25 protein-coding genes and 1 other annotated feature are annotated in these 25,348 nt (G+C 27.9%); of the genes, 22 read left to right on the top strand and 3 right to left on the bottom strand.

Annotated features, from left to right (window positions below):
- Positions 1-4 precede the first annotated feature (4 nt).
- A complete protein-coding gene (locus IBJ83_RS02990; RefSeq protein ID WP_201275244.1) occupies positions 5-2,920 on the bottom strand; it encodes a transglycosylase domain-containing protein in 2,916 nt (971 codons plus the stop codon).
- A gap of 231 nt (positions 2,921-3,151) precedes the next feature.
- Positions 3,152-3,220: a sequence feature (ribosomal protein L21 leader region), on the top strand.
- A 10-nt stretch (positions 3,221-3,230) separates the two neighbouring features.
- Between IBJ83_RS02990 and rplU the strand changes: the two genes are divergently transcribed.
- The 12 genes from rplU (at position 3,231) to IBJ83_RS02930 (ending at position 12,513) form a co-directional block, all read left to right on the top strand.
- Complete coding sequence (gene rplU / locus IBJ83_RS02985) at positions 3,231-3,542, top strand: 50S ribosomal protein L21 (RefSeq protein ID WP_068473986.1); 312 nt, start codon at positions 3,231-3,233, stop codon at positions 3,540-3,542.
- Complete coding sequence (locus tag IBJ83_RS02980; RefSeq protein WP_201275243.1) at positions 3,542-3,880, top strand: ribosomal-processing cysteine protease Prp; 339 nt, start codon at positions 3,542-3,544, stop codon at positions 3,878-3,880. Before rplU ends, IBJ83_RS02980 begins: the two co-directional genes overlap by 1 nt.
- Before the next feature lie 3 nt (positions 3,881-3,883).
- Positions 3,884-4,162, top strand: a complete 279-nt coding sequence (gene rpmA, locus IBJ83_RS02975) for a 50S ribosomal protein L27 (RefSeq protein WP_068473980.1) — start codon at positions 3,884-3,886, stop codon at positions 4,160-4,162.
- 79 nt (positions 4,163-4,241) lie between these two features.
- A complete protein-coding gene (gene der / locus IBJ83_RS02970) occupies positions 4,242-5,567 on the top strand; it encodes a ribosome biogenesis GTPase Der (RefSeq protein ID WP_201275242.1) in 1,326 nt (441 codons plus the stop codon).
- Complete coding sequence (gene plsY, locus IBJ83_RS02965; protein ID WP_201275241.1) at positions 5,560-6,159, top strand: glycerol-3-phosphate 1-O-acyltransferase PlsY; 600 nt, start codon at positions 5,560-5,562, stop codon at positions 6,157-6,159. Before der ends, plsY begins: the two co-directional genes overlap by 8 nt.
- A 160-nt stretch (positions 6,160-6,319) precedes the next feature.
- Complete coding sequence (locus IBJ83_RS02960; protein WP_068473970.1) at positions 6,320-7,507, top strand: acetate kinase; 1,188 nt, start codon at positions 6,320-6,322, stop codon at positions 7,505-7,507.
- A 92-nt stretch (positions 7,508-7,599) separates the two neighbouring features.
- Positions 7,600-7,779 carry a 50S ribosomal protein L32 gene (gene rpmF / locus IBJ83_RS02955; protein WP_004832204.1) on the top strand — a complete coding sequence of 60 codons (180 nt, stop codon included), beginning with the start codon at positions 7,600-7,602 and terminating at the stop codon, positions 7,777-7,779.
- A gap of 158 nt (positions 7,780-7,937) precedes the next feature.
- Complete coding sequence (locus IBJ83_RS02950; RefSeq protein ID WP_231698849.1) at positions 7,938-8,729, top strand: M15 family metallopeptidase; 792 nt, start codon at positions 7,938-7,940, stop codon at positions 8,727-8,729.
- A 237-nt stretch (positions 8,730-8,966) separates the two neighbouring features.
- Positions 8,967-9,983, top strand: coding sequence for a FecCD family ABC transporter permease (locus IBJ83_RS02945; RefSeq protein WP_201275240.1), 1,017 nt, complete (start codon positions 8,967-8,969; stop codon positions 9,981-9,983).
- Entirely contained in the window at positions 9,970-10,761 is a 792-nt protein-coding gene (locus IBJ83_RS02940; protein ID WP_201275239.1) for an ABC transporter ATP-binding protein, read from the top strand. The genes IBJ83_RS02945 and IBJ83_RS02940 overlap by 14 nt, the downstream gene beginning before the upstream one ends.
- A complete protein-coding gene (locus IBJ83_RS02935) occupies positions 10,748-11,449 on the top strand; it encodes a methyltransferase domain-containing protein (RefSeq protein ID WP_068473958.1) in 702 nt (233 codons plus the stop codon). Before IBJ83_RS02940 ends, IBJ83_RS02935 begins: the two co-directional genes overlap by 14 nt.
- Positions 11,446-12,513: an ABC transporter substrate-binding protein gene (locus IBJ83_RS02930; RefSeq protein WP_068473956.1), complete on the top strand. Its 1,068-nt coding sequence runs from the start codon at positions 11,446-11,448 to the stop codon at positions 12,511-12,513. The genes IBJ83_RS02935 and IBJ83_RS02930 overlap by 4 nt, the downstream gene beginning before the upstream one ends.
- 37 nt (positions 12,514-12,550) lie before the next feature.
- Here IBJ83_RS02930 and ychF read toward each other — a convergent pair whose 3' ends face one another.
- On the bottom strand, positions 12,551-13,645 hold the full coding sequence (gene ychF, locus IBJ83_RS02925; protein WP_068473954.1) for a redox-regulated ATPase YchF: 1,095 nt from the start codon (positions 13,643-13,645) through the stop codon (positions 12,551-12,553).
- Between the two features lie 148 nt (positions 13,646-13,793).
- On the opposite strand from ychF, the gene IBJ83_RS02920 reads away from it, so the two are divergent.
- The 3 genes from IBJ83_RS02920 to IBJ83_RS02910 all read left to right on the top strand — a co-directional run bounded on the left by IBJ83_RS02920 (position 13,794) and on the right by IBJ83_RS02910 (position 15,825).
- Positions 13,794-14,207, top strand: a complete 414-nt coding sequence (locus IBJ83_RS02920; RefSeq protein ID WP_068473953.1) for an NUDIX hydrolase — start codon at positions 13,794-13,796, stop codon at positions 14,205-14,207.
- The gene (whiA, locus tag IBJ83_RS02915) at positions 14,207-15,130 is read left to right on the top strand and encodes a DNA-binding protein WhiA (protein ID WP_068473951.1); all 924 of its coding nucleotides are present in this window, start codon (positions 14,207-14,209) and stop codon (positions 15,128-15,130) included. The genes IBJ83_RS02920 and whiA overlap by 1 nt, the downstream gene beginning before the upstream one ends.
- 95 nt (positions 15,131-15,225) lie before the next feature.
- Complete coding sequence (locus IBJ83_RS02910) at positions 15,226-15,825, top strand: DUF4230 domain-containing protein (protein ID WP_068474040.1); 600 nt, start codon at positions 15,226-15,228, stop codon at positions 15,823-15,825.
- Between the two features lie 41 nt (positions 15,826-15,866).
- On the opposite strand, the gene IBJ83_RS02905 is transcribed toward IBJ83_RS02910, so the two are convergent.
- Positions 15,867-16,754, bottom strand: coding sequence for a linear amide C-N hydrolase (locus tag IBJ83_RS02905; protein ID WP_068473948.1), 888 nt, complete (start codon positions 16,752-16,754; stop codon positions 15,867-15,869).
- Positions 16,755-16,860: 106 nt separating this feature from the next.
- Here IBJ83_RS02905 and IBJ83_RS02900 point away from each other — a divergent pair, with 106 nt between their 5' ends.
- The 7 genes from IBJ83_RS02900 to IBJ83_RS02870 all read left to right on the top strand — a co-directional run bounded on the left by IBJ83_RS02900 (position 16,861) and on the right by IBJ83_RS02870 (position 25,324).
- On the top strand, positions 16,861-18,651 hold the full coding sequence (locus IBJ83_RS02900) for an ABC transporter ATP-binding protein (RefSeq protein ID WP_068473945.1): 1,791 nt from the start codon (positions 16,861-16,863) through the stop codon (positions 18,649-18,651).
- Positions 18,644-20,389, top strand: a complete 1,746-nt coding sequence (locus tag IBJ83_RS02895) for an ABC transporter ATP-binding protein (RefSeq protein WP_068473942.1) — start codon at positions 18,644-18,646, stop codon at positions 20,387-20,389. Before IBJ83_RS02900 ends, IBJ83_RS02895 begins: the two co-directional genes overlap by 8 nt.
- 10 nt (positions 20,390-20,399) lie before the next feature.
- Entirely contained in the window at positions 20,400-21,236 is an 837-nt protein-coding gene (locus IBJ83_RS02890) for an Mrp/NBP35 family ATP-binding protein (RefSeq protein ID WP_068473939.1), read from the top strand.
- A gap of 235 nt (positions 21,237-21,471) precedes the next feature.
- A complete protein-coding gene (locus IBJ83_RS02885; RefSeq protein WP_068473936.1) occupies positions 21,472-22,398 on the top strand; it encodes a bifunctional riboflavin kinase/FAD synthetase in 927 nt (308 codons plus the stop codon).
- A 9-nt stretch (positions 22,399-22,407) separates the two neighbouring features.
- Positions 22,408-23,424: a UDP-glucose 4-epimerase GalE gene (gene galE, locus IBJ83_RS02880; protein ID WP_068473933.1), complete on the top strand. Its 1,017-nt coding sequence runs from the start codon at positions 22,408-22,410 to the stop codon at positions 23,422-23,424.
- Between the two features lie 14 nt (positions 23,425-23,438).
- Positions 23,439-24,770 (top strand): MATE family efflux transporter, encoded by a 1,332-nt coding sequence (locus IBJ83_RS02875; RefSeq protein WP_068473929.1) that lies wholly within the window; start codon positions 23,439-23,441, stop codon positions 24,768-24,770.
- Between the two features lie 11 nt (positions 24,771-24,781).
- Positions 24,782-25,324, top strand: coding sequence for a TIGR01440 family protein (locus IBJ83_RS02870; protein ID WP_068473926.1), 543 nt, complete (start codon positions 24,782-24,784; stop codon positions 25,322-25,324).
- The last annotated feature ends 24 nt before the right edge of the window (positions 25,325-25,348 follow it).

Raw genomic sequence — 25,348 nt, 5'->3', positions numbered from 1 at the left:
CTTTTTAAGGATTTTTATTTTTATCTTTTTCTGTATTTTTATTTTTATCTTTATCTTTATCTTTATCTTTATCATTTTTATTAGAAGTATCATTTGTTTTTGGTTTAGTATTAGTCTTTGGTTTTTCTTCTTCCTTAGGTTTATCTACTATATCTGATTCTTCAGTTGGTGGTGGGTTTATAAAATCACTAGGGCCATAATCAGTTTTTTCCGGTTTATATACATTCGGTTTTATATAAAACTTCTTTTCTTCAATAAATTCTTCAGGAGTTTTATCTGTGGCCAACTTTCCGTTTCTTTTATCTATTTTATAAGCTATATAGTAAATTTCTTCATATTTTGTAGGCTCTGTACCTTTTACAAAATATTCATAAATTGCTTTTTCAGTGCCTTCGGTAGCTAATAGACCAGTTCTTATTGAAACATACTTTCTTATTATATTTTCACTTGGACCATCAAATTTTTTAGGTTCTTTGCCTTCTAAAACTATTCTATTAACTTTCCCCCAAAGAGTGGCTGCCATTGAGTTATTATTATTAAGTTTTATATGTTGATTGTCAAAACCTATCCAAGTTCCAATTGTATAATATGGAGTAAAACCTACAAACCAAGAGTCTTGTACATCATCAGTTGTACCTGTTTTACCTGAAACTTCAATAGTTGGGTGCTTTGCACCGTGAGCCATTACGTCAGGAACACCTTTTAAAATATCTCTCATTATAAAAGCATTTTCTTTAGATGTAACTTGTCTTTGCTTTTGTTCAGGTTCTAAAATAGTTTTTCCTGTTGAGTCAACAACTTTTGTAAATGAAATAGGTTCATTATATCTTCCGTCATTTGCTATTGCTGCATAAGCTCCAGTCATTTTTAAGTTGGTCATACCTCTTGTCATACCACCAAGAGCCATACTTGATAAGTTTTCATCATTATGGTCCACACTTTCAGACCTTGAAACATAAGTATCATCTAATTCATTATCTTCGTTTATTAAACCGAATTTTTTGAAATATTCTTTAGATTTTTCTATTCCTATATCTTCCAGAGTCTTAACAGCATTTACGTTGATAGATTGTACTAAACTTTCTCTAAGAGTTTGTAATCCTCTATATCCATTATACCAGTTCTTTGGCCAAAGTTCTTTTTTATCATTATAATGAGGAGCATCTTCTATTGCAGTAGCAGCAGTATATCCGTTATCCAATGCAGGAATATATACTCCCAAAGGTTTCATAGTAGAACCCGGTTGTCTAGGAACTCTATAAGCTCTATTTAGAGGGTGTCCTGTTGTTTCTCTACCACCAATTATCGCGATTAACTGACCTGTTTTATGGTCTAATACGACTGATGAAGATTGAGGTTGAACAGTTCCTTTTTCATCAACTTGGAAATATTTTGAATTTAAAACTAAATTTCCATTTTCATTTACACTATAAAAATCTTTGTAATTTTCAAAAACAGATGCAGAAATTTTAAAAGATTTTTCATTTTCAACTGTTACTCCTTGCTCAGGAAGTTGGAAATTTCCAATTCCATGGGTAACTAAGTTGTTTTGGTCATTAACTGTATAAAAACTAGCCATTGACAAAACATTTTGATATATTGAAACTCTCTGACTATTTATTTTTAAAGAATTATCTGAGTCAATAGAAAACTCTCCTTTTGGAATTATAACATTGTTATTTTCATCTAAAAGATTAGCTTTTTTATACAAGATTATATTACCTTTTTCATCAGTTATATTACTTGCTCTATCTCTTTTAAAAGCTGCAAATGAAGGACCTCCATATCTTGGAGCATTCATTGCATTTGCAAAATCTGCATAAAGTTTTTCTAAATTCTTTTGTATGTTTTGGTCCATTGTAGAATGAATTGTAAGTCCACCGTTATATATCTTGTCCCAAGCCTCTTCTTTAGTATAATTAAATTTTTTCATTAATTTTTCAGCAACTTGATACTTAACATATTCAGTGAAGTAAGTTGAAACTTCCCTTTCAAAGCCTTTGTTTGGATTTATAGCAGAAAATACATCTTCATTAACAGCATTATTATATTCTTCTTTAGTTATTTTTTTAAGTTCATACATTTTTTTCAAAACATATTTTTGTCTATCTAAAACTTTTGGATTATATACTGCCTTATAAACTTGACCACCGATATTTAAATCTTTTATAACAGCAGATTCATCACTAACATTTTCAGGCTTTATAGTTTTATATAGAGAGTAGTTTGTAGGACTTTGAACTATTGCTGCAAGAAGTGCAGATTCAGCTATGGTTAAATCTTTAACATCTTTTGAAAAGTAACCTTGACTCGCTGATTGAACACCATAAGAATGTTGTCCTAAGAAAACTCTATTAAGATATGCCTCAAGAACACCTTCTCTTTTAATACTATCTGTAATTTTAATTGCAAGATATGCCTCTTTTAACTTTCTTTCAATTTTTCTTTCATTTGAAAGATACATATTTCTTGCTAATTGTTGAGCGATTGTTGACCCACCACGAATTCTACCTCTTGCTGTATCGATAAGACTTTTTGCTATACCTATTGGGTCAACACCTTTATGAGAATAAAATCTTTCATCTTCAGTTGAAATGAAAGCATTTATTAAATGTTCCGGAACATCACTTAGCTTTACAATAGTTCTATTCTCTAAGTTTTCAATTTTTTCAACTAAATTTTCATTTCTATCAAGAATGGTTGATGATTGAATCATAAGCTCATTCATCTTTGACGCATTAATGATTGGAGCATCTTTCATAATATCTATAAATGTAGTTGCAAAAATTCCTGTAATTCCTGCACCAATCATAAATATTGATAGAATGACTATGCTTACGAATTTAAAAAAAGATTTTAAAAAACTTTTATCTCCTTTTTTAGTTTTAGATTGTTTATTCTCTACCTTTTTTTGTAACATAAAAAACCTCCTCAAATAACAATCATTTTTTTATTTTTTATAATTTTATTTATTACATTTAATATAATTAAATTTGTATAAAGTTAAACATATTATATCACAAATTCTTTGATTTTAAAATAATATAAATATTTTAACTTCTATACTAACATTTTAAAGTTAAAATTTTAAATCCAAATTAAAAAATAATTTAAAAAAATCTTGATTTTTTATTGTTTTTATGATATACTACTTGTTGTGTTACCGCACGGATTAGGTTTTTAAAGCATAGCACCTAATTCGGCGAGACTTAAGAATGAGGAGGTGCACTATGTACGCAATAATTGAAACAGGTGGTAAACAATACCAAGTTGAAGAAGGACAAAGCATTTTTGTTGAAAAACTAAATGTTGAAGAAGGCTCAAAAGTATCTTTTGATAGAGTTCTTTTAGTTTCTAAAGACGGAGATATTAAAGTTGGTTCTCCAGTAGTTGAAGGAGCTAAGGTTGAAGGAACTGTTGAAAGACATGGAAGAGGAAAGAAAGTTATAATTTTCAAGTTCAAAGCTAAGAAAAATTATAGAAAGAAAAAAGGACATCGTCAACCATTTACAAAAGTTAAAATCGAAAGTATTGCATTTTAATGACTAATATTTATATTTTTAAGAAAAAAGATTTATATTATGGATTTGAAATGGAAGGACATGCTGATTTTAGTGAAGAGAATGACATTCTTTGTGCATCATTATCTGTTTTGTCTATAAATACTCCAAATGCTATTGAAAAAATTTGTTCAATAGATTCTAATGATATGGATTTGGAAGTAGGAGATGGATATTTGAGAATGATGTTAGACATTGAAAGTTTGGATGAATTTAAAATTAGAGATGTTCAAACAATAATGAAAACTTTTGAAGTTGGCATTATATCATTGAAAGAAGAATATAATAAATATATTGAGATTTATTATAAGGAGGTGTAGAGTATGCTAAAGATGAATTTACAACTTTTTTCTAGTAAAAAAGGTTTAGGTAGTACTAAAAACGGTCGTGATAGTAGAGCTAAAAGATTAGGTGCTAAAAGAGGGGACGGACAATTCGTTCTTGCTGGTAACATTTTAGTTAGACAACGTGGAACAAAAATACACCCAGGAGTAAATGTTGGTAAAGGTGGAGATGATACACTTTTTGCTAAAATTTCTGGTGTTGTAAGATTTGAAAGAAAAGGTAGAGATAAGAAACAAGTTTCAATTTATCCAGTATAATGATAAGCTCCTTTAAAGGAGCTTATTTTTTTAAAGAAAATATGGTAGAATATATATTAAGAAATATGGAGGTGAATTTATGCAAAGACCTTTAGTTTGTGTAGTTGGACGTCCTAATGTTGGGAAATCTACACTTTTTAATAAACTTATAAATAAAAGAATCGCTATTACTGAGGATACTCCGGGTGTTACAAGAGATAGATTGTATAAAGATGCTGAATGGCAAAATAAACATTTTATTCTTTGTGATACTGGTGGTTTAGAGCCTAATAGTGATGATATAATTTTACAAAAAATTAAGGCTCAAGCTGATGTGGCTATGGAAAATGCTGATGTAATTTTATTTGTTGTTGATGGTAAAAATGGTTTGATGGACGAAGATAGAGAAATTTCAAATTATCTTAGAAGAACTAAAAAGCCTATCGTACTTGCTATAAATAAAATAGATACTCATAAAATGCCTGCAGAAATTTATGAATTTTATGAGCTTGGTTATGAAAATTTAAATGTTATTTCTGCAACTCAAGGATTTGGACTTGGAGATTTACTTGATGAAATCATAAAAGAATTTCCTGAAAATAAATATACAGGTGAAGAGGAAGAAGTAACAAAGGTTGCATTAATCGGAAAACCGAATGTAGGTAAAAGTTCTCTTATGAATAGAATTTTAGGAGAAGAGAGAATGATAGTTTCTGATATTGCAGGAACAACTAGAGATTCTATTGATTCAAGAGTTGAAATTGATGGAAAAACTTATATTTTTACAGATACAGCAGGGCTTAGAAGAAAGAAAAATATAACTGAAAATTTAGAGAGATATAGTGTTGTTAGAACTTTGAATGCAGTTGAAAGGTCAGATATTGCTGTGCTTTTAATTGATGCTACTGAAGGGGTTACTGAGCAAGATACAAAAGTTATCGGTTTTGCTAAAGAACAAAATAAGGCTTTAATTATTGCAGTTAATAAATGGGATTTAATTGTTAAAGACAATAAAACTTATAAGGCTTTTGAAGATGATATAAGAACTAAATTAAGCTTTGTTCCTTATGCACAACTTGTTTTTATTTCAGTTAAAACAGGGCAAAGAATTGATAAATTATTTGATGCAATTAAAATTGCTGATGAAAATTATAGTACAAGAATCTCAACAGGTATTTTGAACGACATTATAAATGATGCAGTTGTTCACAATGCTCCACCAACTGATAAAGGACAAAGACTAAAAATATTTTATGCAAGTCAAGTTTCAGTTAGACCACCAAAGTTTGTAATATTTGTGAATAAGGTAGAGTTAATGCATTTTTCTTATTTGAGATATTTGGAAAATCAAATTAGAAAGAATTTTTCTTTTACTTCATCACCGATAGTTTTTGAACTTAGAGCGAGAGGAGAAGATAATGTTTAAAGTTTTAGCTTGTATAATTATTTCATACTTTTTAGGAAATATTTCAGGTGGTATGATTTTTGGAAAAATATTATTTAATAAAGATATTAGAAATTATGGAAGTAAAAACGCTGGTACAACAAATGCGCTTAGGGTCTTTGGCCTTAAGGCAGGCGTTTTAACTTTTATTATCGACTTTTTAAAATCAATTTTAGCTTGTTATATTGGAATGAAATTTTTAGGATTAAACGGAATATTGTTAAGTGGAATATTTGTAGTTTTAGGACATAATTGGCCTGTGTTTTTGAATTTTAAGGGTGGTAAAGGAATAGCATCATCTTTTGGTTTTATTGTGTTTTTAGATTATAGATTAGCACTTATAGCGATTAGTATATTTATTTTAATCGTAATATTTACAAAATATATATCATTAGGGTCAATGCTGTCAACAGCATCTGTTTTACCAATATCATATATATTTTTTGGATATAGAAATATTTATGTTTTATCAACATTTTTATTTTTATTATTGTTGACCGTTTATAGACATAAATCCAATATAGTTAGACTTTTAAATGGTAATGAAAATAAATTTGCAACAAAAAAACATTAAAAATTATTTTTAGAACTAATTTTATTTAAGTTAGTTCTATTTTTTTGAAAATTTTAGATGCTTAATAATTAGCATTTTGTATTGACTTAATTTAAAGAAAATAGTAAAATATTAGTGTATGTGAAAATATATTTTTTTAAAAATCTTAGGAGGAAAATTAATGAAAATTTTAGTAATTAACTGTGGAAGTTCATCTTTAAAATATCAATTATTCGATATGACTGATGAAAGTGTATTATGTAAAGGATTAGTTGAAAGAATTGGTATTGAAGGTTCAAAATTAACTCACAAAGTTGGAAGTGAAAAATTAGTTGTTGAAGAAGCTATGGCAGACCATACAGCAGCTATCAAACACGTTTTTGATGCTCTTGTTGATGAAAAATACGGAGTTGTTAAGAGCTTAGATGAAGTTAATGCTATCGGACACAGAGTACTTCATGGTGGAGATAAATTAACAGCATCAACTATTATTGATGAAAATGTAAAGGCTAAAGTTAGAGAATTTATTAAATTTGGTCCATTACACAACCCTGCAAACTTAATGGGTATTGAGGCTTGTGAAAGCTTAGTTCCAGGAAAGAAAAATGTAGCAGTATTTGATACAGCTTTCCATCAAACTATGCCTGCAAGAACATTTATGTATGCAATCCCTTATGAATATTATGAAGATTACAGACTTAGAAAATTCGGTTTCCATGGAACAAGCCATAGATATGTAACTTTAAGAACTGCTGAATTATTAGATACAGCTAAAGAAAATCTTAATATTATAACTGTTCACTTAGGAAACGGTTCATCAATCGCTGCAATCAAAAACGGAGAATGTTATGATACAACAATGGGATTAACTCCATTAGAAGGACTTTTAATGGGAACAAGAAGTGGAGATATTGACCCAACTGTTATGACTTTCTTAATGAACGAAAAAGGATATTCAGCTGATGAAATGAATCAAATTTTAAATAAAAAATCAGGTGTTCTTGGAGTTTCAGGATTAAGTTCAGACTTTAGAGATTTAGAAGAGGCAGCAGAAAAAGGAAATGACAGAGCACAATTAGCTTTAGATATGTTCATCACAAGAGTAAGAAGATATGTTGGTGGATTTATGGCTGAATTAGGACATATTGATGCTATTTCATTTGCCGGTGGTATTGGTGAAAACTCAGCCTCAATGCGTAAATTAATATTAGAAGGAATGGAAGAATACGGAATTAAACTTGATGATGCTAAAAATGATACAAGAGATGAGGCTATTATTTCAGCAGATGACTCAAGAGTTAAAGTTTTAATCGTTCCTACAAACGAAGAGTTAATGATTGCAAGAGATACTATGGATTTAGTAAAATAATTGTTGACAAATTAATTTTTTTATAGTATAATATTTTTGTTATCCGTTTAAAACGGGGGTATATGTTATAAAAATTCAGAGGAGGTGTTATAATGGCAGTACCTAAGAGAAAAACTTCTAAAGCAAGAAGAGATAAAAGAAGAGCATCTTCATATAGACTACCTAAAGTAGCTCTAGTTAGAGATCCTGAAACTAATGAATTAGTTGTACCTCACAGAGTTAATCCTGACACAGGAATGTATAAAGGAAGAAAAGTATTAGATGTTGAATAAAATAGTTTAAGGGATTTAGTTTTCTAAATCCCTTTAATTATATATATTATAATTATATAGAGGTTTATATTTTGAAAAAAAGTAAAAAAATAATTTTTTTAATAACAATTTTTTTGATAATATTGATTTCTTCGGTTTATTTTTATAATCGACAAAAAATGAAGAAAATTGAATTGGAAAGTAAAATGCCATACAATTTTGAAACATTAACTTTGCCGGAAGTTAAAGATTTTTCCGATATTGCAACTAATTATGCAAAAACTTTGAAAAAAGTATCTCTTTATGAAACAGAGGAGCTTTTAAAAGAGAAAGTAAAAGTTGAAGAGGAAAAATATTTAGAAGTTTTTGGATATAAAGATGGAATAAGTAAGGTTAAATTTGAAGATAAATTTTATTTTGTTAAAAGTAGTAATATTGAAAATGTATCTAAAAATAAATTATTTAAAGTTATAAAGGGAATTCTTTTAGTAAATACGGAGTATAAATTACCTAGTGATTTTAATCCCGGCTTTGATAAATTTGTCGAAAAACAATTTGATTTAATGAAAGTAGATGCAAATAGAGATAGAATAACTTTAGATTTGCATAAAGGATTTATAAGTTACGAAGAACAAAAGCAACTTAATAAAAATGCACCTAAGAATGACAAATATATTGAATATGCTATGTATTCTAGTGCAGGTCATAATGAATCACAAATTGGACAAAGTTTAGATATAATTGGAAAAGATGAAGAAAAAAATTTAAAAGAATCTTTTAAAGAAACTGAAGAATTTAAATGGCTTATAAAAAATGCTCATAAATATGGTTTTATTCTTCGTTATCCTGAAAATAAAGAAGATAAGACTAATTATAAATTTGAGCCTTGGCATTTTCGCTTTGTTGGCGTAGAAAATGCAAATAAAATTTTTAAGAAAAATATTACATTAGAAGAATTTTTAAGACAATAATACGATGGTTCTAATCAAGCATTATCCTTAGAACTTTGTTGTTACAGAATAAAAGTCTAGCGTTGAGGAAACTCATAGCTAGACTTTTTTTGTTAATTTTAATTTTAAAAATTTTTTAATGGAAAATATATTGTTTCTTTTTGATTGTCTGATAAAATGTATTGACTTTTATTTTGATATGTTTTATAATTTTTATACTATCGTTATATTTTTATAAAAATAAGGAAGAGAGTTTATATGATTAATACTAAAATTAGATTAAAATTTTTTATCTTAACAATTATTTTGGTGTTAGCTTTTATTTTTTCATTTAGCATCGGTCGTTATCCTGTTAAATTTTTTGAAGTAATAAAAGTGATAGTAGATAGAATTTTTTATGGAATCGTTAGTGATTCAGCTCAAAGCACAATAATTTGGAATATAAGGATTCCAAGAGTATTATGTGCTATGCTTGTAGGGGCAGGTATTTCTACAAGCGGTGCATTGTTTCAAGGTCTTTTAAAAAATCCAATGGTAAGTCCTGATATTTTAGGAGCAACACAAGCTTCAGCATTTGGTTCAGCTTTTGGAATACTGATGTATTTTAATTTTTTTGAAATAACACTTTTGTCTTTTAGTTTAGGGATTCTTTCAGTTTTTGTAACATACACTTTAAGTAAAATTTTTAGAAGTGATAGAATTTTAGGACTTATTTTAACTGGAATGATGATAGGAAGTTTATTTTCTTCTTTAATTTCTTTTGTAAAACTTGTTGCAGATACGGAAAATCAGCTACCAAGCATAACATATTGGCTTATGGGCTCTTTGGCATCAGTAAAAATGATTGATTTTAAATTTATATTTTTCCCTATTGTAATTGGACTTATAGTTTCAAATTTATATAAAATAGAAATAAATATTTTTACAATGGGGGAAGAAGAGGCTAAAACACTTGGATTAAATACTGAAAAAATAAGATTTATTATAATATTTTTTGCAACATTAATGACTGCTTCAAGTGTTGCAGTTACAGGAATAATTGGATGGATTGGACTTGTAATACCACATTTTTCAAGACTTATCTTCGGAGATGATTATAGATTTGTAATTCCTGCATCAGGTATTTTAGGGTCAAGTTTTTTACTTGTTGTAGATATTTTATGTAGAAATATTACAACTTCTGAAATTCCTATTGGAATTGTTACTTCTTTTATTGGAGCACCTATATTCTTGTATTTAATTTATAAAAAAGGTAGAGATTATGATAGAGGTTAAAAATTTACAAGTTTTTTATGGAAAAAATGAAATATTAAAAGATATTTGTTTTTCTCTAAACAAAGGAGAAATAATTTGTATTTTGGGCGAGAACGGTGCCGGTAAATCAACTTTATTAAAAGCACTTTTAAAACTAATTCCTATAAAAAACGGCAAAGTATTGATTGATGATAATGATTTAAAAATATTGGACAGCAAAAAACTTTCAAGATTTATTTCCTATATTCCACAAATTCATTTTCCTGCATTTGACTATAAAGTTATTGATGTTATATTAATGGGGAATTATTCTAAAAAAGATGGATTTTTCTATAAAACTACAAAGGAAGATTATGAAAAATCAGTTGAAATTTTAAAAACTTTAGGGATTTCTTATTTAAAAGATAAAAACTACAGGCAAATCAGCGGAGGAGAAAGACAGCTTGTTTTAATTGCAAGAGCATTGTTGCAAGCCAATAACTATATTTTTATGGACGAGCCGGTTGCTAATTTAGATTATGGAAATCAGCTAAAGATAATGGAAATTTGTAATTCATTGAAGAAAAAAAATATAGGATTTTTAATTACAACTCATAATCCTAATCACGCTTTGACTTATGCAGATAAGGTACTTATAGTTAGAAAAGATAAGGAAAGTTTTTTTGGAGATGTATCTATTTTGAATAAGGAACTTTTAGAAAAATTATATAATGTTCCTATAAATTTAATTGAAACTGAAAACGGAAAATTTTGTATTCCTGATTATAAGGAGGTTAGACGCGATTATGTTTTGGAATGAAGATAGAATAAAATGGTATTTAGTTGCTTCAGAATATACTAAATATCACGATAATATGACTTTAGAAATCAAAAAAATCATTCCAAAAGGAGAAAGCCTTATTGACTTCGGTTGTGGATTAGGAATTTTGCCTATGAAATTATCTGATTATTTCAGTGATATAATTGGGGTAGATTATGATGATAAGGTTTTAGATCTTTTGGAAGATAATATTGCAAAAAACAAAATTAAAAATTTCAAGACAATTTGTTCTAATTGTTATGATGGAGAACTTTTTGAAAAAATTGGAGTAAGTGATAATATTTTATTTAGTCATTTTGGAAATGTTGAAGATTATTTTTACAATTTTTTTAACTTATTTACTAAAAGGATGATAATAATACGAAATGATGTTGAAAAAAGTATTGTTCATAATCCGAATAAAAATACTATTCAAGATATTTGTAAGTTTTTAGATGATAGAAAAATTCCCTATAAAATTTACAGACAAACTTTTGAATTTGGTCAACCGTTAAAAGATGATGAAGAAGTTATTAAGTACTTAAATAAATGGTATGGCGAAAAAGGAATTAATTTGATATCTAATGTAAAAGATATAGATTACAATTACAATGGGGAAATTTTTACAAAATATTATTGTAAACCTAAAAATACAGCCATTGTAGTAGTGGAAAAGGAGGAAATATGAAAAAATTTAAGAGAATTTTAGCTCTTTGTTTAACTTTCGGACTTCTTTTTACAGCTTGTTCGAAACCTGCTGAAAAGAAAAATGAACAAACAGAGACAAAGAACGAAACTAGAGTTTTTAAAGATGACTTGGGAAGAGAAGTTACTTTAAAACAAAACATTACAAGAGTTGCTCCATCAGGAAATCCTGCACAAGTTATGTTGCATATTTTTGAGCCGAATAAACTTGTTGGGGTAGCATCAAAATTTTCAAAGAGTACAGAAAAGTATATTACCGATGAGTTGAAAAAATTACCTGAATTTGGAGCGTTCTATGGAAAGAAAGCCAATCTTAATATGGAAGCTGTTGTAAATGCAAAACCTGATGTAATAATTGATATGGGTGAAAAGAAAAAAGGAATTGAAGAAGATTTAAACAAGCTACAAGAACAATTAAAAATCCCTGTAGTTTTCATTGAGTTAACTCTTGACAAATTACCTGAAGCTTTTGACAGACTTGCTGAAGTTTTAGGTAATAAAGAAAGAGGAAAAGAACTTTCTGAATATATCAAGAAGACATATAAGGAAATTGAAGCAAATAAGGCAAAGATAAAAGATGTTAAAAAAGTTTACTACGGTGGAGGAAAAACAGGACTATTTGCAAATGCAAAAGGATCTATCCACGCTGATATTATTGAATTTATCGGTGCTCAAAATCCAATTACCGTAGAAAAAGTTAAAGGCGGTTCAGGAAATGAAATTCCTTTTGAAAAATTATCAGAAGTAAATCCTGATTTCTTGATTTTTGAATCAAAAGAATTAGCTGAACAAATTAAAGGAGAAGAAACTTTTAAAACTCTAAAAGCTGTAAAGGAAAATAAAGTTTTCTATACTCCTAGTGGTCCATATAATTTCTTCGGAAGACCACCTGCAGTTAATAGAGTAATTGGAATGAAATGGCTTGGAAATTTAGTTTATCCTGAAGTTTATAATTATGATATTAAAAAAGAAGTAAAAGAATTTTATAAATTATTTTATAATTATGAATTAAAAGACGAAGAAGTAAAAAATATTCTAGGTAGGTAAAAAAAGAAAGACTGTGTTTGTTGCACAGTCTTTTCGTTTAAACATTAAATCTAAAGTAAACTACATCTCCGTCTTGCATAATGTACTCTTTACCTTCAAGTCTTACAAGACCTTTTTCTCTTGCAGTAACCATACTTCCAAGTGAGATTAAGTCATCATAATTTACGATTTCTGCTCTGATGAAACCTCTTTGAATGTCTGAGTGAATTTTTCCGGCAGCATTAACGGCGCTTGTTCCGATTTTTATAGTCCAAGCTCTTGTTTCTTCAGGGCCTGCTGTTAAGAAACTCATAAGTCCTAAAAGGTTGTAGCTTTCTTTTATAAGCTTTGAAACACCACTTTCAGAAATTCCTAAATCATTTAAAAATTCCACTTGTTCATCATCTTCAAGTTCAGAAATTTCTTTTTCTATTTGAGCACTTATAACTACGATTCCAGAATTTTCATTTTTAGCAAAATCATCTAAAATTTTTACATATTCGTTACTCTTTCCTTCATCAATCATATCATCTTCATTTACATTTGCAACATAAATTATAGGCTTTACACTCAAAAGAGAAAAGTTTTTTAAAATTGCTTTTTCAGCGTCATCAAAAGTTAAAGTTCTAATAGATTTTCCTTCTTCTAAAACAGGTAATATTTTTTCTAAAAGGTCAACTTCTTCTTTAAAACTTTTGTTTCCCTTTAAAGATTTTCTAGCTTTTTCTAATCTTTTTTCCACAAGTTCTAAATCGGATAGAATAAGTTCTAAGTTAATAGTTTCAACATCTCTTAGTGGATTAACTTCTCCGTCAACATGAACGATATTTTCATCTTCAAAACATCTAATCACTTCTACGATTGCATCAACTTCTCTAATATGAGATAAGAATTTATTTCCAAGACCTTCACCTTTACTTGCTCCCTTTACAAGACCTGCAATATCATAAAATTCAATAACAGCAGGAATTGTCTTTTTTGAATTGTAAAGCTCGGTTAATTTATTTAATCTTTCATCAGGTACATTTACAAGACCTACATTCGGGTCAATAGTACAGAAAGGATAATTTGCCGATTCGGCTCCGGCTTTTGTAATTGCGTTAAATAATGTACTTTTACCAACATTTGGTAATCCAACTATTCCTAATTTCATTATAATCTCCTTTAATATAAACTACCATTTATTATATCATATTTATGACATTGTTGCTATGGATACAAATTAATTTTTATTATTTGAATGTATATTTAATTCGTGTTATAATATTAAGAAGATATGTGATATGATAATAGGAGGTTTTATGCTAGAGGTTAGTGCTGGTGGAGTTGTTATTCATAATGGCAATTTTCTTTTGTTAAAGAAGTTTAGCAATGAATGGGTTTTACCAAAAGGAAGACTTGAAGATAATGAAACTAAAGAAGTGGCAGCTGTTAGAGAAGTGCAAGAAGAATCTGGAATACTTGGTAAAATTGTAAAGTATTTAGGTTTTGTAAAATATGATTACCAACATAATGACGGTGAAAAAGTGAAAAAAACAGTTCATTATTTTTATATGGAGCCTGAAGATTTGAGCTTGAATCCACAGAGAGAAGAGGGCTTTGTAGAGGCGATATTTTTACCTTATGACAAGGCTATAAAATTAGTAAAGCATGATGCTGAAAGAAATATGCTAAAGAGTGCGAATTATTTTTACGAAAAGAGAAAAAGAAAATAATGGCATTTTCAACTGATTTAAAAAATGAACTTTCAAGAAGAGAAATAGTAGAAAAAAATTCTGCTATTTCTGAACTTTCTGCTTTTATAAGGACTAATGGAACGATTGTTTTTAGTAATTTTTCCTTTACGATTAGATTTGAAACTACAAACAATTCAATCATAAGAAGAATTTTTAAGCTTTTTAAATTTCTATACTCTTATGACGGAAAGATAATAGTTTCAAAAATTTCAAACTTAAGAAAAAACAATGTATATAAAATTGTAATTGAAAATGAAGAAATTTCAAAGAAGTTTTTAGAAGATACTTACTTTTCAGACCTTGATAGTCTTTTCTTAAAAGATGAGCTTTATGAAGATATTACAAAAAGTAAAGATTTTATTAAAAACTTTTTATGTGGAGTTTTTTTAGGTGCAGGCTCAATAGCAAATCCGGACAAGAGTTACCATTTGGAATTTACTTTAAATTCAGATGAATTATCCAAACTTGTTATAAGATATTTAAAAGTATTTGGAATAAAAGCGAAAAGTCTTGAGAAAAAGGGGCAATATATTGTCTATGTAAAAGATAGTGCGATGATCTCTGATTTTCTTTCGCTAATTGGAACGGTAAACAGTTTATTCAAATTTGAAGAAACTAAGATGATAAAAGAAATAAAGAACAATACAAACAGACTAACAAATTGTGAAACGGCAAATTTAGATAAAACTTTAAATACTTCATTTACACAAATTGATGCAATAAATACAGTTTATAAAAAATATGGAAAAGAAAATTTGGATAAAAATTTACTTGACTTATGTGAATTAAGATTAAAAAATCCAACTTTTTCATTAAAAGAACTTGCAGAAGTTTTAAACATAAGTAAATCCGGAGTAAATCATAGATTCAAAAAGATAATAGATATGGCGAATAAAATTTAATTTATTAGCCTTTTTTATGCAAAAAATATTCACATTCCATATATACATATATATAATGGTTACGATATTATTTTTATTTAGGAGGATTGCTTATGATGGCAGAGTTTAAAAAACGTATTGTATCTATAATGTTGGTAGTATTAGTTGTCTTGGGTATAGTAGGGGGATATTATTTTACTCATAGAGATAATGGAAAACCTAAAATTACAAATGAAACTGTTGGAGTACAAATTAAAGAATTAAAAGAATTATCTACAATTCAATATAAGTATAAGGAAGTTGTTAGTAGAGAAGACTGGAATACATTATTCAATTTTAAATTACCTTTTACTAAATCTAGTTTTATAGTTAGTTATACTGGAATATTGAAGATTGGAATTGATTTAGCAGAAACGAAGATAAATGTTGATGAGGGCAGTAAAACAATAAAAATTACTTTACCTGAATCGAAAATTTTATCTAATGAGTTGGATTTTAAATCTTTAAAGGTCTATGATGAAAAGAATTCTATATTTAATCCAATTAAGGTTGAAGATTATACAGAGTTTACTCAAGGTGGTAAGGAAAACGCTGAAAAGGATGCAAGAGAAAGTGGCGTTTTTGAGCAGTCAAAAGAAGTTGCAAAAAAAATTATTACAGAAATGTTAAATACAACCAAGGAAATAAAAGAAAATTATAAAATAGTATTTGAATAAATTAAAAGAGAGACTTTGTATATTAAAGTCTCTCTTTTGTGCTAAATAAACTGAACTATTTCTTTTTTATTTCCATTTTTAAAGTCGTCAAATGAAAAACTGTTTACATTTTTTGAATTTGTATATTTTAAATGATATTTTAAAGTTTTTGCGTTTGACATTGAGTAGTATAATGTTATATTTTGTGAGCTTTCTGAAATGTTTTCTAAATCTTTTTTTGTTATTGTGAATTTTTTTAGTGAATCAAATAAAATATCTTCGTTACTTTTTGAAAATTCATTTTGTTTTAAATTTTCCAACTCTATGTATGCTCTTATGAATCTTTTTGTTGGCGTGTGAATATTTCCTTTTAATTCTCTTTTTTCTAAATATTTTTGTAAATTTTTTATATGTTTTTCAAATCTTGGACTGTTTGTCATTATGTTATATTCATTTTCATAAACTTCTAAATTTCCGTCTTTTATTTCCATAATCAAACTTTTATTATCTTTATCTGTAAACATATAGTGGTAATGTCTTGAATAATTCGTTTCATCGACAAGAGATTTTTCTACGATATGTATCTTTGGAGCAAGTGCTTTTATATCTTCTAAAGTTTCACAATTTGTCAAAAATACATTTAATATCTTTGTTGATGTTAAATTTAATCTTGTATTGTCAGGCTCTTTTTTGAAATTAATTACATTTCTAAAAGAGTTGGTGCAACCCAAAAGACCTTTTTCATTTATTCCATCTATTAAATGGTCGTAATCTCTAAATGTTGTTCCCATAATTTTGTATTTTGTATATAATTTGTTTCCAAAAATATCTTCTTCATAATTATAATTGCTTGGGAAAAATTTAAATTCATATCTGTGATAATCTCTTAAGTCCATTGTTCTCCCGAGCAATGTTTCTCCATTTCTAAAAATAGAAAAAGTTGTGCACATAAAATCACCTCCTATGTATTATACCAAAAAAGTGGAACAAACCCAAATAAATTTGCCTTTTTTTCTAAATTAGATTAAAATATATGTATGTATTTTATGAGGTGATATGTTGAAAGAAATTAAACTTTTTTGGAAAATTTTAAAAAATAATAGATTAACTTATTTTCTTTCTATGATTTCTACAATTTTTATACAAATTTTTTCGGGGCTTACTCCGATTGTTATTATGATTACAGTTGACTCTATAATCGGAAATAAGGAGTATAAGTACGATATTTTAAGGAGAGCTGTTGACTTTATAGGTGGTAGAGATTTTTTAAGAGAAAATATATACATATTGGCTTTTGTAATAGTTATTTTAACAGGAATTAGCTGTATTTTTATTTTTTTAAGGAATTATTATTCAAATGTCGCTTGTGAAAATTTGATTTTTAATTTAAAAGAAAAAATGTATAATAAATTTTTAAATTTGGATATAAGATGCTTAAATGATTATTCTACTGGAGATTTGATTCAAAGAAGTTCTTCTGATATTGAAACGGTTAGAAAACTTTTTGCAACTCAGCTTGTAAATGCTTTTGGCTCTGTTGCAACAATTATTCTGGTAATTATAGTTATGTCTTTGATTAATTTTAAACTTGCGACTATAAGTATAAGTCTTTGCGTTGTTATTTCCATTTTGTCTTATGTTTTTTATGGTAAAATTGGAAAAATTTTCAAAAAAACAGATGAGGCTGAAAGTGAACTTATGGTATTCATAAAAGAAGTTTTATTCAATACTAGAGTTATTAAAGCTTTTAATCGTGAAAAGTATATTTTAAATCTTTTTAGAGAAAAAAATGAAACTTTTAATATTATGCAAAATACTTTTATGAGGACTTTTGCAAAGTTTAGGGCTGTAAATGACTTTTTAACTTTTTTACAACTGGCGATAGTTTTGGTTGTAGGTGGTTATGAAACAATTACAGGCAAAATGAATTTTGGAGATTTGATTGCTTTTGTTATCTATATTAATATGATTGTTTGGCCTATTAGACAGATTGGGCAGTTGCTTAGTGATATGGCGAAAGCAAGTGTTTCGATTTCCAGAATTTATGAAGTTTTGGATTTACCTGAGGAAGATTATGAATGTGGAATAAGTGATGTTTCATTTTCTGAAAAAATAGAATTTAAAAATGTATCTTTAAAAATTAATGAAAATTTAGTTTTAGATGATGTAAGTTTTGTAGTAAATGCAGGGGAAAGTTTAGGAATCATAGGAGCAACCGGAAGTGGCAAGAGTATGATAGTCTATCTTTTGCTTGGACTTTTTGAGGCTACAAGTGGAGAAATTTTAATTGACGGAATAAATATAAATGAGATAAATAAAAGGTACATTAGAGAAAAAATTTCTGCGATTATGCAAGATAGTGAACTTTTTAATATGTCAATTATGGATAATGTAAAAATTGTTGATGACAATATAGGGGAAGACTCTGTTTATGGGGCGACTAATATTTCTTCAATTCACAACGAAATTTTGAATTTTTCTTCAAAATATGAAACCATAGTTGTCGATAATGGTGTAAATCTTTCTGGTGGACAAAAACAGAGAATTTCCATTGCGAGAAGTTTGTTAAAACCGTTTGAAGTGTTGATTTTAGATGACAGTTTAAGTGCTGTTGATATGAATACGGATTTGAAGATAAATAATGCTTTAAAATCAATGGATAGAAAATTTACGTCAATTTTTATTTCACATAGAATTTCAACGATAAATAATTGTGATAACATAATTGTTATTAATGAGGGAAAGATTGTTGAAAGCGGAAAGCATAATGAATTGATACAAAAAAATGGAATGTATAGCAAGATAAATGAAATTCAAAGTAAGGAATATGATGTAAATAATGGATAAAAAGAAAATTGTAAATATAAATGTTTTTAGAGATTTAATAAAATTTTATAAAATTGAATATAAAAAACTTTATATGTTGATGTTTGTAGTTGTAATTGCAGGTGTTTTACAAGCAGTTGTTCCTTTGTCTATAAAACTACTTACAGATGATTTTATAACAAGACAGAACTTAAAAGGTTTTGTTTTAGCTGGAATTGCATTTTTTTCGCTTGTAATAATTTCAACTCTTGCAATTTACAGTTTTTATGTTTTAGGTGGAAAACTGGAATATAAAGTTTCAAAGGAAATTAGAAAATCCGTTTTTGAAAAAATTGAAAGATTTTCATTGACAACAGTAAAGAGATATGAAACGGGTGAATTGATTTCAAGATTGACTTCAGACGTTCAAAAACTTAGCGAAGTTTTTAGTTGGGGAGTCATAGATGCTTGTCATAGCATTATTGTTTTGTTGTTTTCTGTTTCGATTATGCTTTATTTAAGCTATACATTGACTTTAATGCTATTTTTAATGCTACCTGTAATTTATATAGTTACGATGATTTTTCAAAAAAATATTTTGAAATTTCAAAGAAAAGTAAGAGATTATAATTCAAAAATCATTAAAAGTTATACAGAGTCTTTAAGCTATATAAAGACAATTAAAGCTCTTGGAATTGAAAATAAAAAGCGAAGAGAATTTTTAAGTTTCAATGAAAAATATAGAAAATATAATTTAAAATCTATATTAATATCTGCAATTTTTGTTCCTATAGTTATGTTTGTTGCAAGTATTGGTGTAGGTTTTGCATTTAATTTTTCGTCAATTTCAGTTATGAAAAATGTAATGACATACGGAGCGTTTTTAAGTTTTTTAACTTATAGTTTTCAAATATTTGAGCCTTTTAAAATGCTCGCTCAAATTTTTACAGATTTAAAATCTGCACAGGCATCAGCTGAAAGAGTTTTTCAAATTTTGTATGAAGAAGATGAAGTTTTACAAGAAAAGAAAAACAATTTGGAATTTGAAGGAAATATTAGATTTGAAAATGTAAATTTTCATTATTTTGATGATGAAAAATTAATTTTAAAAGATTTTAATTTTGAAATAAAAAAAGGTGAAAGTGTTGCTTTTATAGGAAGTACGGGAAGTGGAAAATCTACAATAGTAAATTTGATTTGTAAATTTTATGATGTAACTTCTGGAAATATCTATCTTGACGGAATTGATTATAAAAATGTTGATAAAACTTTTTTGTATGACAATCTTGGATATGTTTTGCAACAGCCACAACTTTTTTCCATTTCAATAAAAGAAAATATAAAATTTGGAAATGTAAATGCAAGTGATGAGGAAATTTTTGAAGTTTGTGATTTGCTTGGAATAAATGACTTTATAAATAAGTTACCAAATGGAATTGATACAATCATTGGCGAAAATGGGTATAGTATATCCAACGGTCAAAAACAATTAATCTCTTTTGCAAGAGCTTTGATAAAAAATCCGAAATTATTGATATTAGATGAGGCAACTTCTTCGATAGATACTGAAACGGAAAAAATCATTCAAAATAAGATGAAAGAAATTTTAAAAGGAAAGACGTCTATAATTGTTGCACATAGATTGTCAACGATTAAGGATTGTGATAAGATTGTTTTAATTGAAAATGGGATTATTCTTGAACAAGGAACTCATTTAGAATTGATAAATAAAAAGGGAATATATTATAAAATGTATATTTCTGAAGAATTAAAAATATAGGAGGAACAATATGAGTAGTGGTTGTAGTTCAGGTGGTTGTTCTGGTTGCTCAAGTGCATCAAGCTGTGGGGTATCAGAAGAATTTGAAAGCTTGTTGGTTGAACAAAATCAATTTAGCGACATAAAAAAAGTTATAGGTGTAATTAGTGGTAAAGGTGGAGTTGGAAAATCTTTAATCACTTCTATGCTTGCGAGTGGAATGATGAAAAGAGGAAAAGAAGTTGGTATTTTAGATGCCGATATTACTGGACCATCAATACCAAAATCTTTTGGGATTGACAAAAAAGCTAGAATAGATGAAAGAGGAATCATTCCTTCAACAACTGAAAATGGAATTAAAATAATGAGTATAAATTTATTACTTGAAAAAGAAACAGACCCTGTTATCTGGAGAGGACCTGTTATCGCAGGAGTAATAAAACAATTTTGGACAGATGTTGTTTGGGAAAATGTAGATTATATGTTCGTTGATATGCCACCAGGAACAGGTGATGTGCCACTAACAGTTTTCCAATCACTACCTGTTGATGGAATTATAATTGTAACCTCACCACAAGATTTGGTTTCTATGATTGTGGAAAAGGCAGTTAAAATGGCAAGAATGATGAATATTCCAATTATAGGAATTGTTGAAAATATGAGTTACTTTAAATGTCCTTGTTGTAACGAAGAATTAAATATATTTGGAGAAAGCGACTTACCTTACATATCAAGAAAATTTGGACTTACAAATGTTGCAAAAATTCCACTTGATAAAAAAATACCTGAAATGGTTGATGAAGGGGAAGCCGAAAAATTAGATACAGATTGCTTAACAGATATATTAGATGCAATAGAAAAATTATAGATAAAGTGTGTTCTTAACGGACACACTTTTTTAGGTTCAATAACTAATAAATACTGACTAAATATTTTAAAAAGCACCTAAAACGTCACCTCGACAAAACGTAGTGCTTGGAGAGGTCTTCAAGCAGGTACTTTATTTAACTTTAGTAATTTTAATTAGTGTTTAGTATCAAAATTGAAATTTACTCTTTTTTTTGGTATAATTACTTTAAAGATTAAATGAAAAAGGGGTTTTTATGGAGCATTTTAAATTGAATTTGGAAAGTGATTTTAAATTTGATAATATTGTTGTAGCTCTGGGAAATTTTGATGGTTTTCATATCGGTCATCAAAGTTTGATTTCTGAATTAAATAATATAAAGATTAAAAAGGGATATAAGACTGTTGTTTTTCTTTTTGAAAGCCATACTAAGGATTTTATTTTTAATCAGAGTTCAAGTAGGATAATGTCCTTTTATGATAAATTAAAAAGGCTTGAAAGTTTTAATATAGATTATGTTTTTAGCATTGAGTTTTCTGAAAAGATTAAAAATTTAACTCCATTAGAATTTTTGGAGTTTTTAACTGAAAACTTAAATGTAAAACATATCGTTGTTGGAAGTGATTATAGATTTGCAAAAAATCGTGGGGGAAATACTGATTTTATTAAATCATATATGAATAATAAAAATTTATCTTGTACTATTGTTGATAAGATAAGTTTAGATAATATGGAAATTAGTAGTACAAAAATTATTGAATACATAAGAAATGGAAATGTTGAACTTGTAAAAGATTTGCTTGGTAATTTTTATTCTATAAAGGGTAAAGTTGTTTCTGGTTTTCAAAGAGGGAGAAATCTAGGTTTTCCTACTGCAAATTTGGATATTTCTTTTAATTATGTTATTCCAAAAGAGGGAGTTTATTTTACAAAGACGATAGTTGATGAAAAAGAACTTTATAGCTTTTCAAGTATTGGTTACAATCCAACTTTTGATAATAAAAAATCTACAATAGAATCACATATTTTTGATTTTGATGAAGATATTTACGGAAAAGATATTGAGCTTTGCTTTTTAAAAAGATTAAGAGATAATATTAAGTTCAATTCAGTTGATGAACTGATAGAACAATTAAAAAAAGATGAAATTATATGTAGAGAATTGATTAAAAATATAAAATAGGAGATAAATATGAAACAAATTTTAGTTACAGGAGGAGCCGGATATATTGGCTCTCATACTTGTATAGAACTTTTAAATGAAGGATATGATGTAGTAATAATTGATAATTTTTACAACTCAAGCGAAAAAGTTTTAAGAAGAATTGAAGAGCTTAGTGGCAAAAAATTCAAATTCTACAAAGGTGATATTAGAGATAAAGAAATACTTAGAAAGATTTTTTCAGAAAATGATATTTATGGGGTAATACATTTTGCAGGACTTAAGGCTGTTGGAGAATCAGTTGAAAAACCTATAGAATATTATGATAATAATATTAACGGAAGCATAAAACTTATAGAAGTTATGAGAGAATTTAATGTAAAAAATTTAATTTTCAGCTCTTCTGCTACTGTTTATGGAAAGCCGAAGTCTGTTCCTATAAAAGAAGATTTTTCACTTTCTGTTACAAATCCTTACGGAAGAACAAAATTATTTTCAGAAGAAATTTTTACGGATTTGTATATTTCCGATAATGATTGGAATATTGTTCTTCTTAGATATTTTAATCCGATTGGAGCTCATAAGAGCGGTAGAATAGGTGAAAATCCTAATGGAATTCCTAATAATTTAGTTCCATATATAACTCAAGTTGCAGTTGGTAAATTAGACTATGTTAGAGTTTTTGGAGATGACTATGAAACAAAAGATGGAACAGGTGTAAGGGATTATATTCATGTTTTGGATTTAGCATTAGGTCATATAAAAGCAATTAAAAAATTTGAAGACAGTAAAGCTGTTAGAATTTATAATCTTGGAACAGGTGAAGGTTATAGTGTTTTTGATATGATTAAAAATTTTGAAGAAGTTACAGGGAAAAAGATAAAATATGTAGTTACTCCGAGAAGAAGCGGAGATATTGCAGAATGTTTTGCTGATTCTACTAAGGCAAAGGAAGAACTTGGTTGGGAAGCTAAATATGGAATAAGAGAAATGTGTGAAGACAGTTGGAGATGGCAATTAAATAATCCAAATGGATATGAGGATTAAGGAGGTTTATAACGATGGACACCAAGAGTGTTTATTCTGAAAATAATATTATTAAAGCGCTTTTGCATTTTGCAATTCCAGGAATTTTGAGTATTTTGATTGCAGAGCTATACAATATGGTCGATACTTTTTTCGTTGGAAAATATGTTGGAGCAAATTCGATAGGCGCTTTGAGCGTTGTTTTTCCTTTGCAAAGACTCGTTATTGCAATTTCAATTTGTCTTGGAATTGGAGTTTCAAATTTAATATCAAGAAGGCTTGGAGAAAAGCGTTCAAAAGAAATAACTAAATATACAACGGCTGTAACAGGACTAACTTTGATTATAATTTTTTTAGTTACAACAATCTCTCTTTTGTTTATTAAGGATATTTGTATGTTTTTAGGAGCAAGAGATGAAATACTCATACATTCAGTTGGATATTTAAGAATAGTTATGTTTGGGAATGTTTTTTTAGCATTTACAACAGTCTTTGGTTATATGAATATTGCTTATGGAAAGATGAAAGTTATGTTGTTTTCTTCAAGCATCGGAGCTTTTATAAATATAGTAATCGACTTTGTTTTAGTTAAACATTTTAATATGGGCGTTGAGGGTGCAGCAATTGCTACCGTTTTTAGTCAAATTATTTCTTTTGTATTTGCATTTTTCTATGTAAAAAAATTGCAAAGAGAAAATGGTTTTAGTTTGATCCCGAGATTTGATATAAAAATTTCTTGCAATATTTTAGCAATAGGTTTTTCTTCATTCATAATAGAGTTTTCGGATGCGATTTTGATTAGTGTGCTTAATCATTTGCTTTTACCGGTTGGTGGAAATGATGCAATTATTTTAGTTGGCGTAGTTACAAAGGTATCTATGTTTATGTTTGTGGCTATGATTGGAGTGAGTAGTTCAATTCAACCATTAATTTCTTATAATTATGGAGCAAAAAACTTTTTTAAAATGAAAAAAATTATAAAAACAGGTTTTGTATTAGTTTTTTCTCTATCTACGATAATCTGGATATTTATGATTTACAATGTAAAATTTGTTATAAATTTATTTTTAAAAGATGAAAGGCTTTTAGAGATAGCTACTAAAAGTTTTAAATATGTTATCTTAGTTTTTCCACTTCTTAGTTTTTATTATATTTGTATATACTTTTTCCAATCTATCGGTAAGGAAAGATACAATTTTTTATTATCGATTTATAGAGAAACACTTTTATATATTCCAATAGTTATAATTATGGTAGGTGAATTTGGAGTTTTAGGAGCATGGATTAGTTATCCAATAGTTGATGCTATTTCAGCTGTAACGGGTTTTATATTGCTTTTTAGAACTCTAAGGAAGATAGAGGTTTAAGGAGGTTTCTTATGGACTTAATGAAAATTAAAGAAGATTTACAAATTTGTATGGACGAGCTTATTGAAAAGGCAAAGTTTGAAGAGGGCGATATTTTTGTTTTGGGTTGCAGTACAAGTGAAGTAAAAGGAAAACATATTGGAAAAGATACAGATATTGAGGTTGGCAAACTGATTGTTGAAACTATAAAAGAAAAATTGGATAAAATAAATGTGAATTTTGCAGTTCAATGTTGTGAGCATTTGAACAGAGCGTTGGTTGTTGAAAAATGTGTTGCAAGAAAAAATAATTTTGAAATAGTAAATGTTGTACCACAAAAAAATGCGGGTGGTGGAGTCGCAACCTCAGCTTATGAATTATTTAAAAATCCGGTAGTTGTAGAAAAAATAGTTGCGAAAGCAGGACTTGACATAGGCGACACTTCCATTGGTATGCATGTAAAATTTGTTCAAGTACCGGTAAGATTATCAATAAAAGAAATAGGGAATGCTCATTTAACGGCATTGACTTCAAGGCCAAAATTGATTGGTGGAAGTAGAGCGGTATATCAATAATAATTAAAAAAAATAAAGGCTATT

The organism is Parvimonas parva (genome assembly GCF_016552165.1).
Classification (GTDB): domain Bacteria; phylum Bacillota; class Clostridia; order Tissierellales; family Peptoniphilaceae; genus Parvimonas; species Parvimonas parva.
The sequence above is the reverse complement of the archived record's forward strand: the minus strand, read 5'-3'. Positions and strand labels throughout refer to the sequence as shown.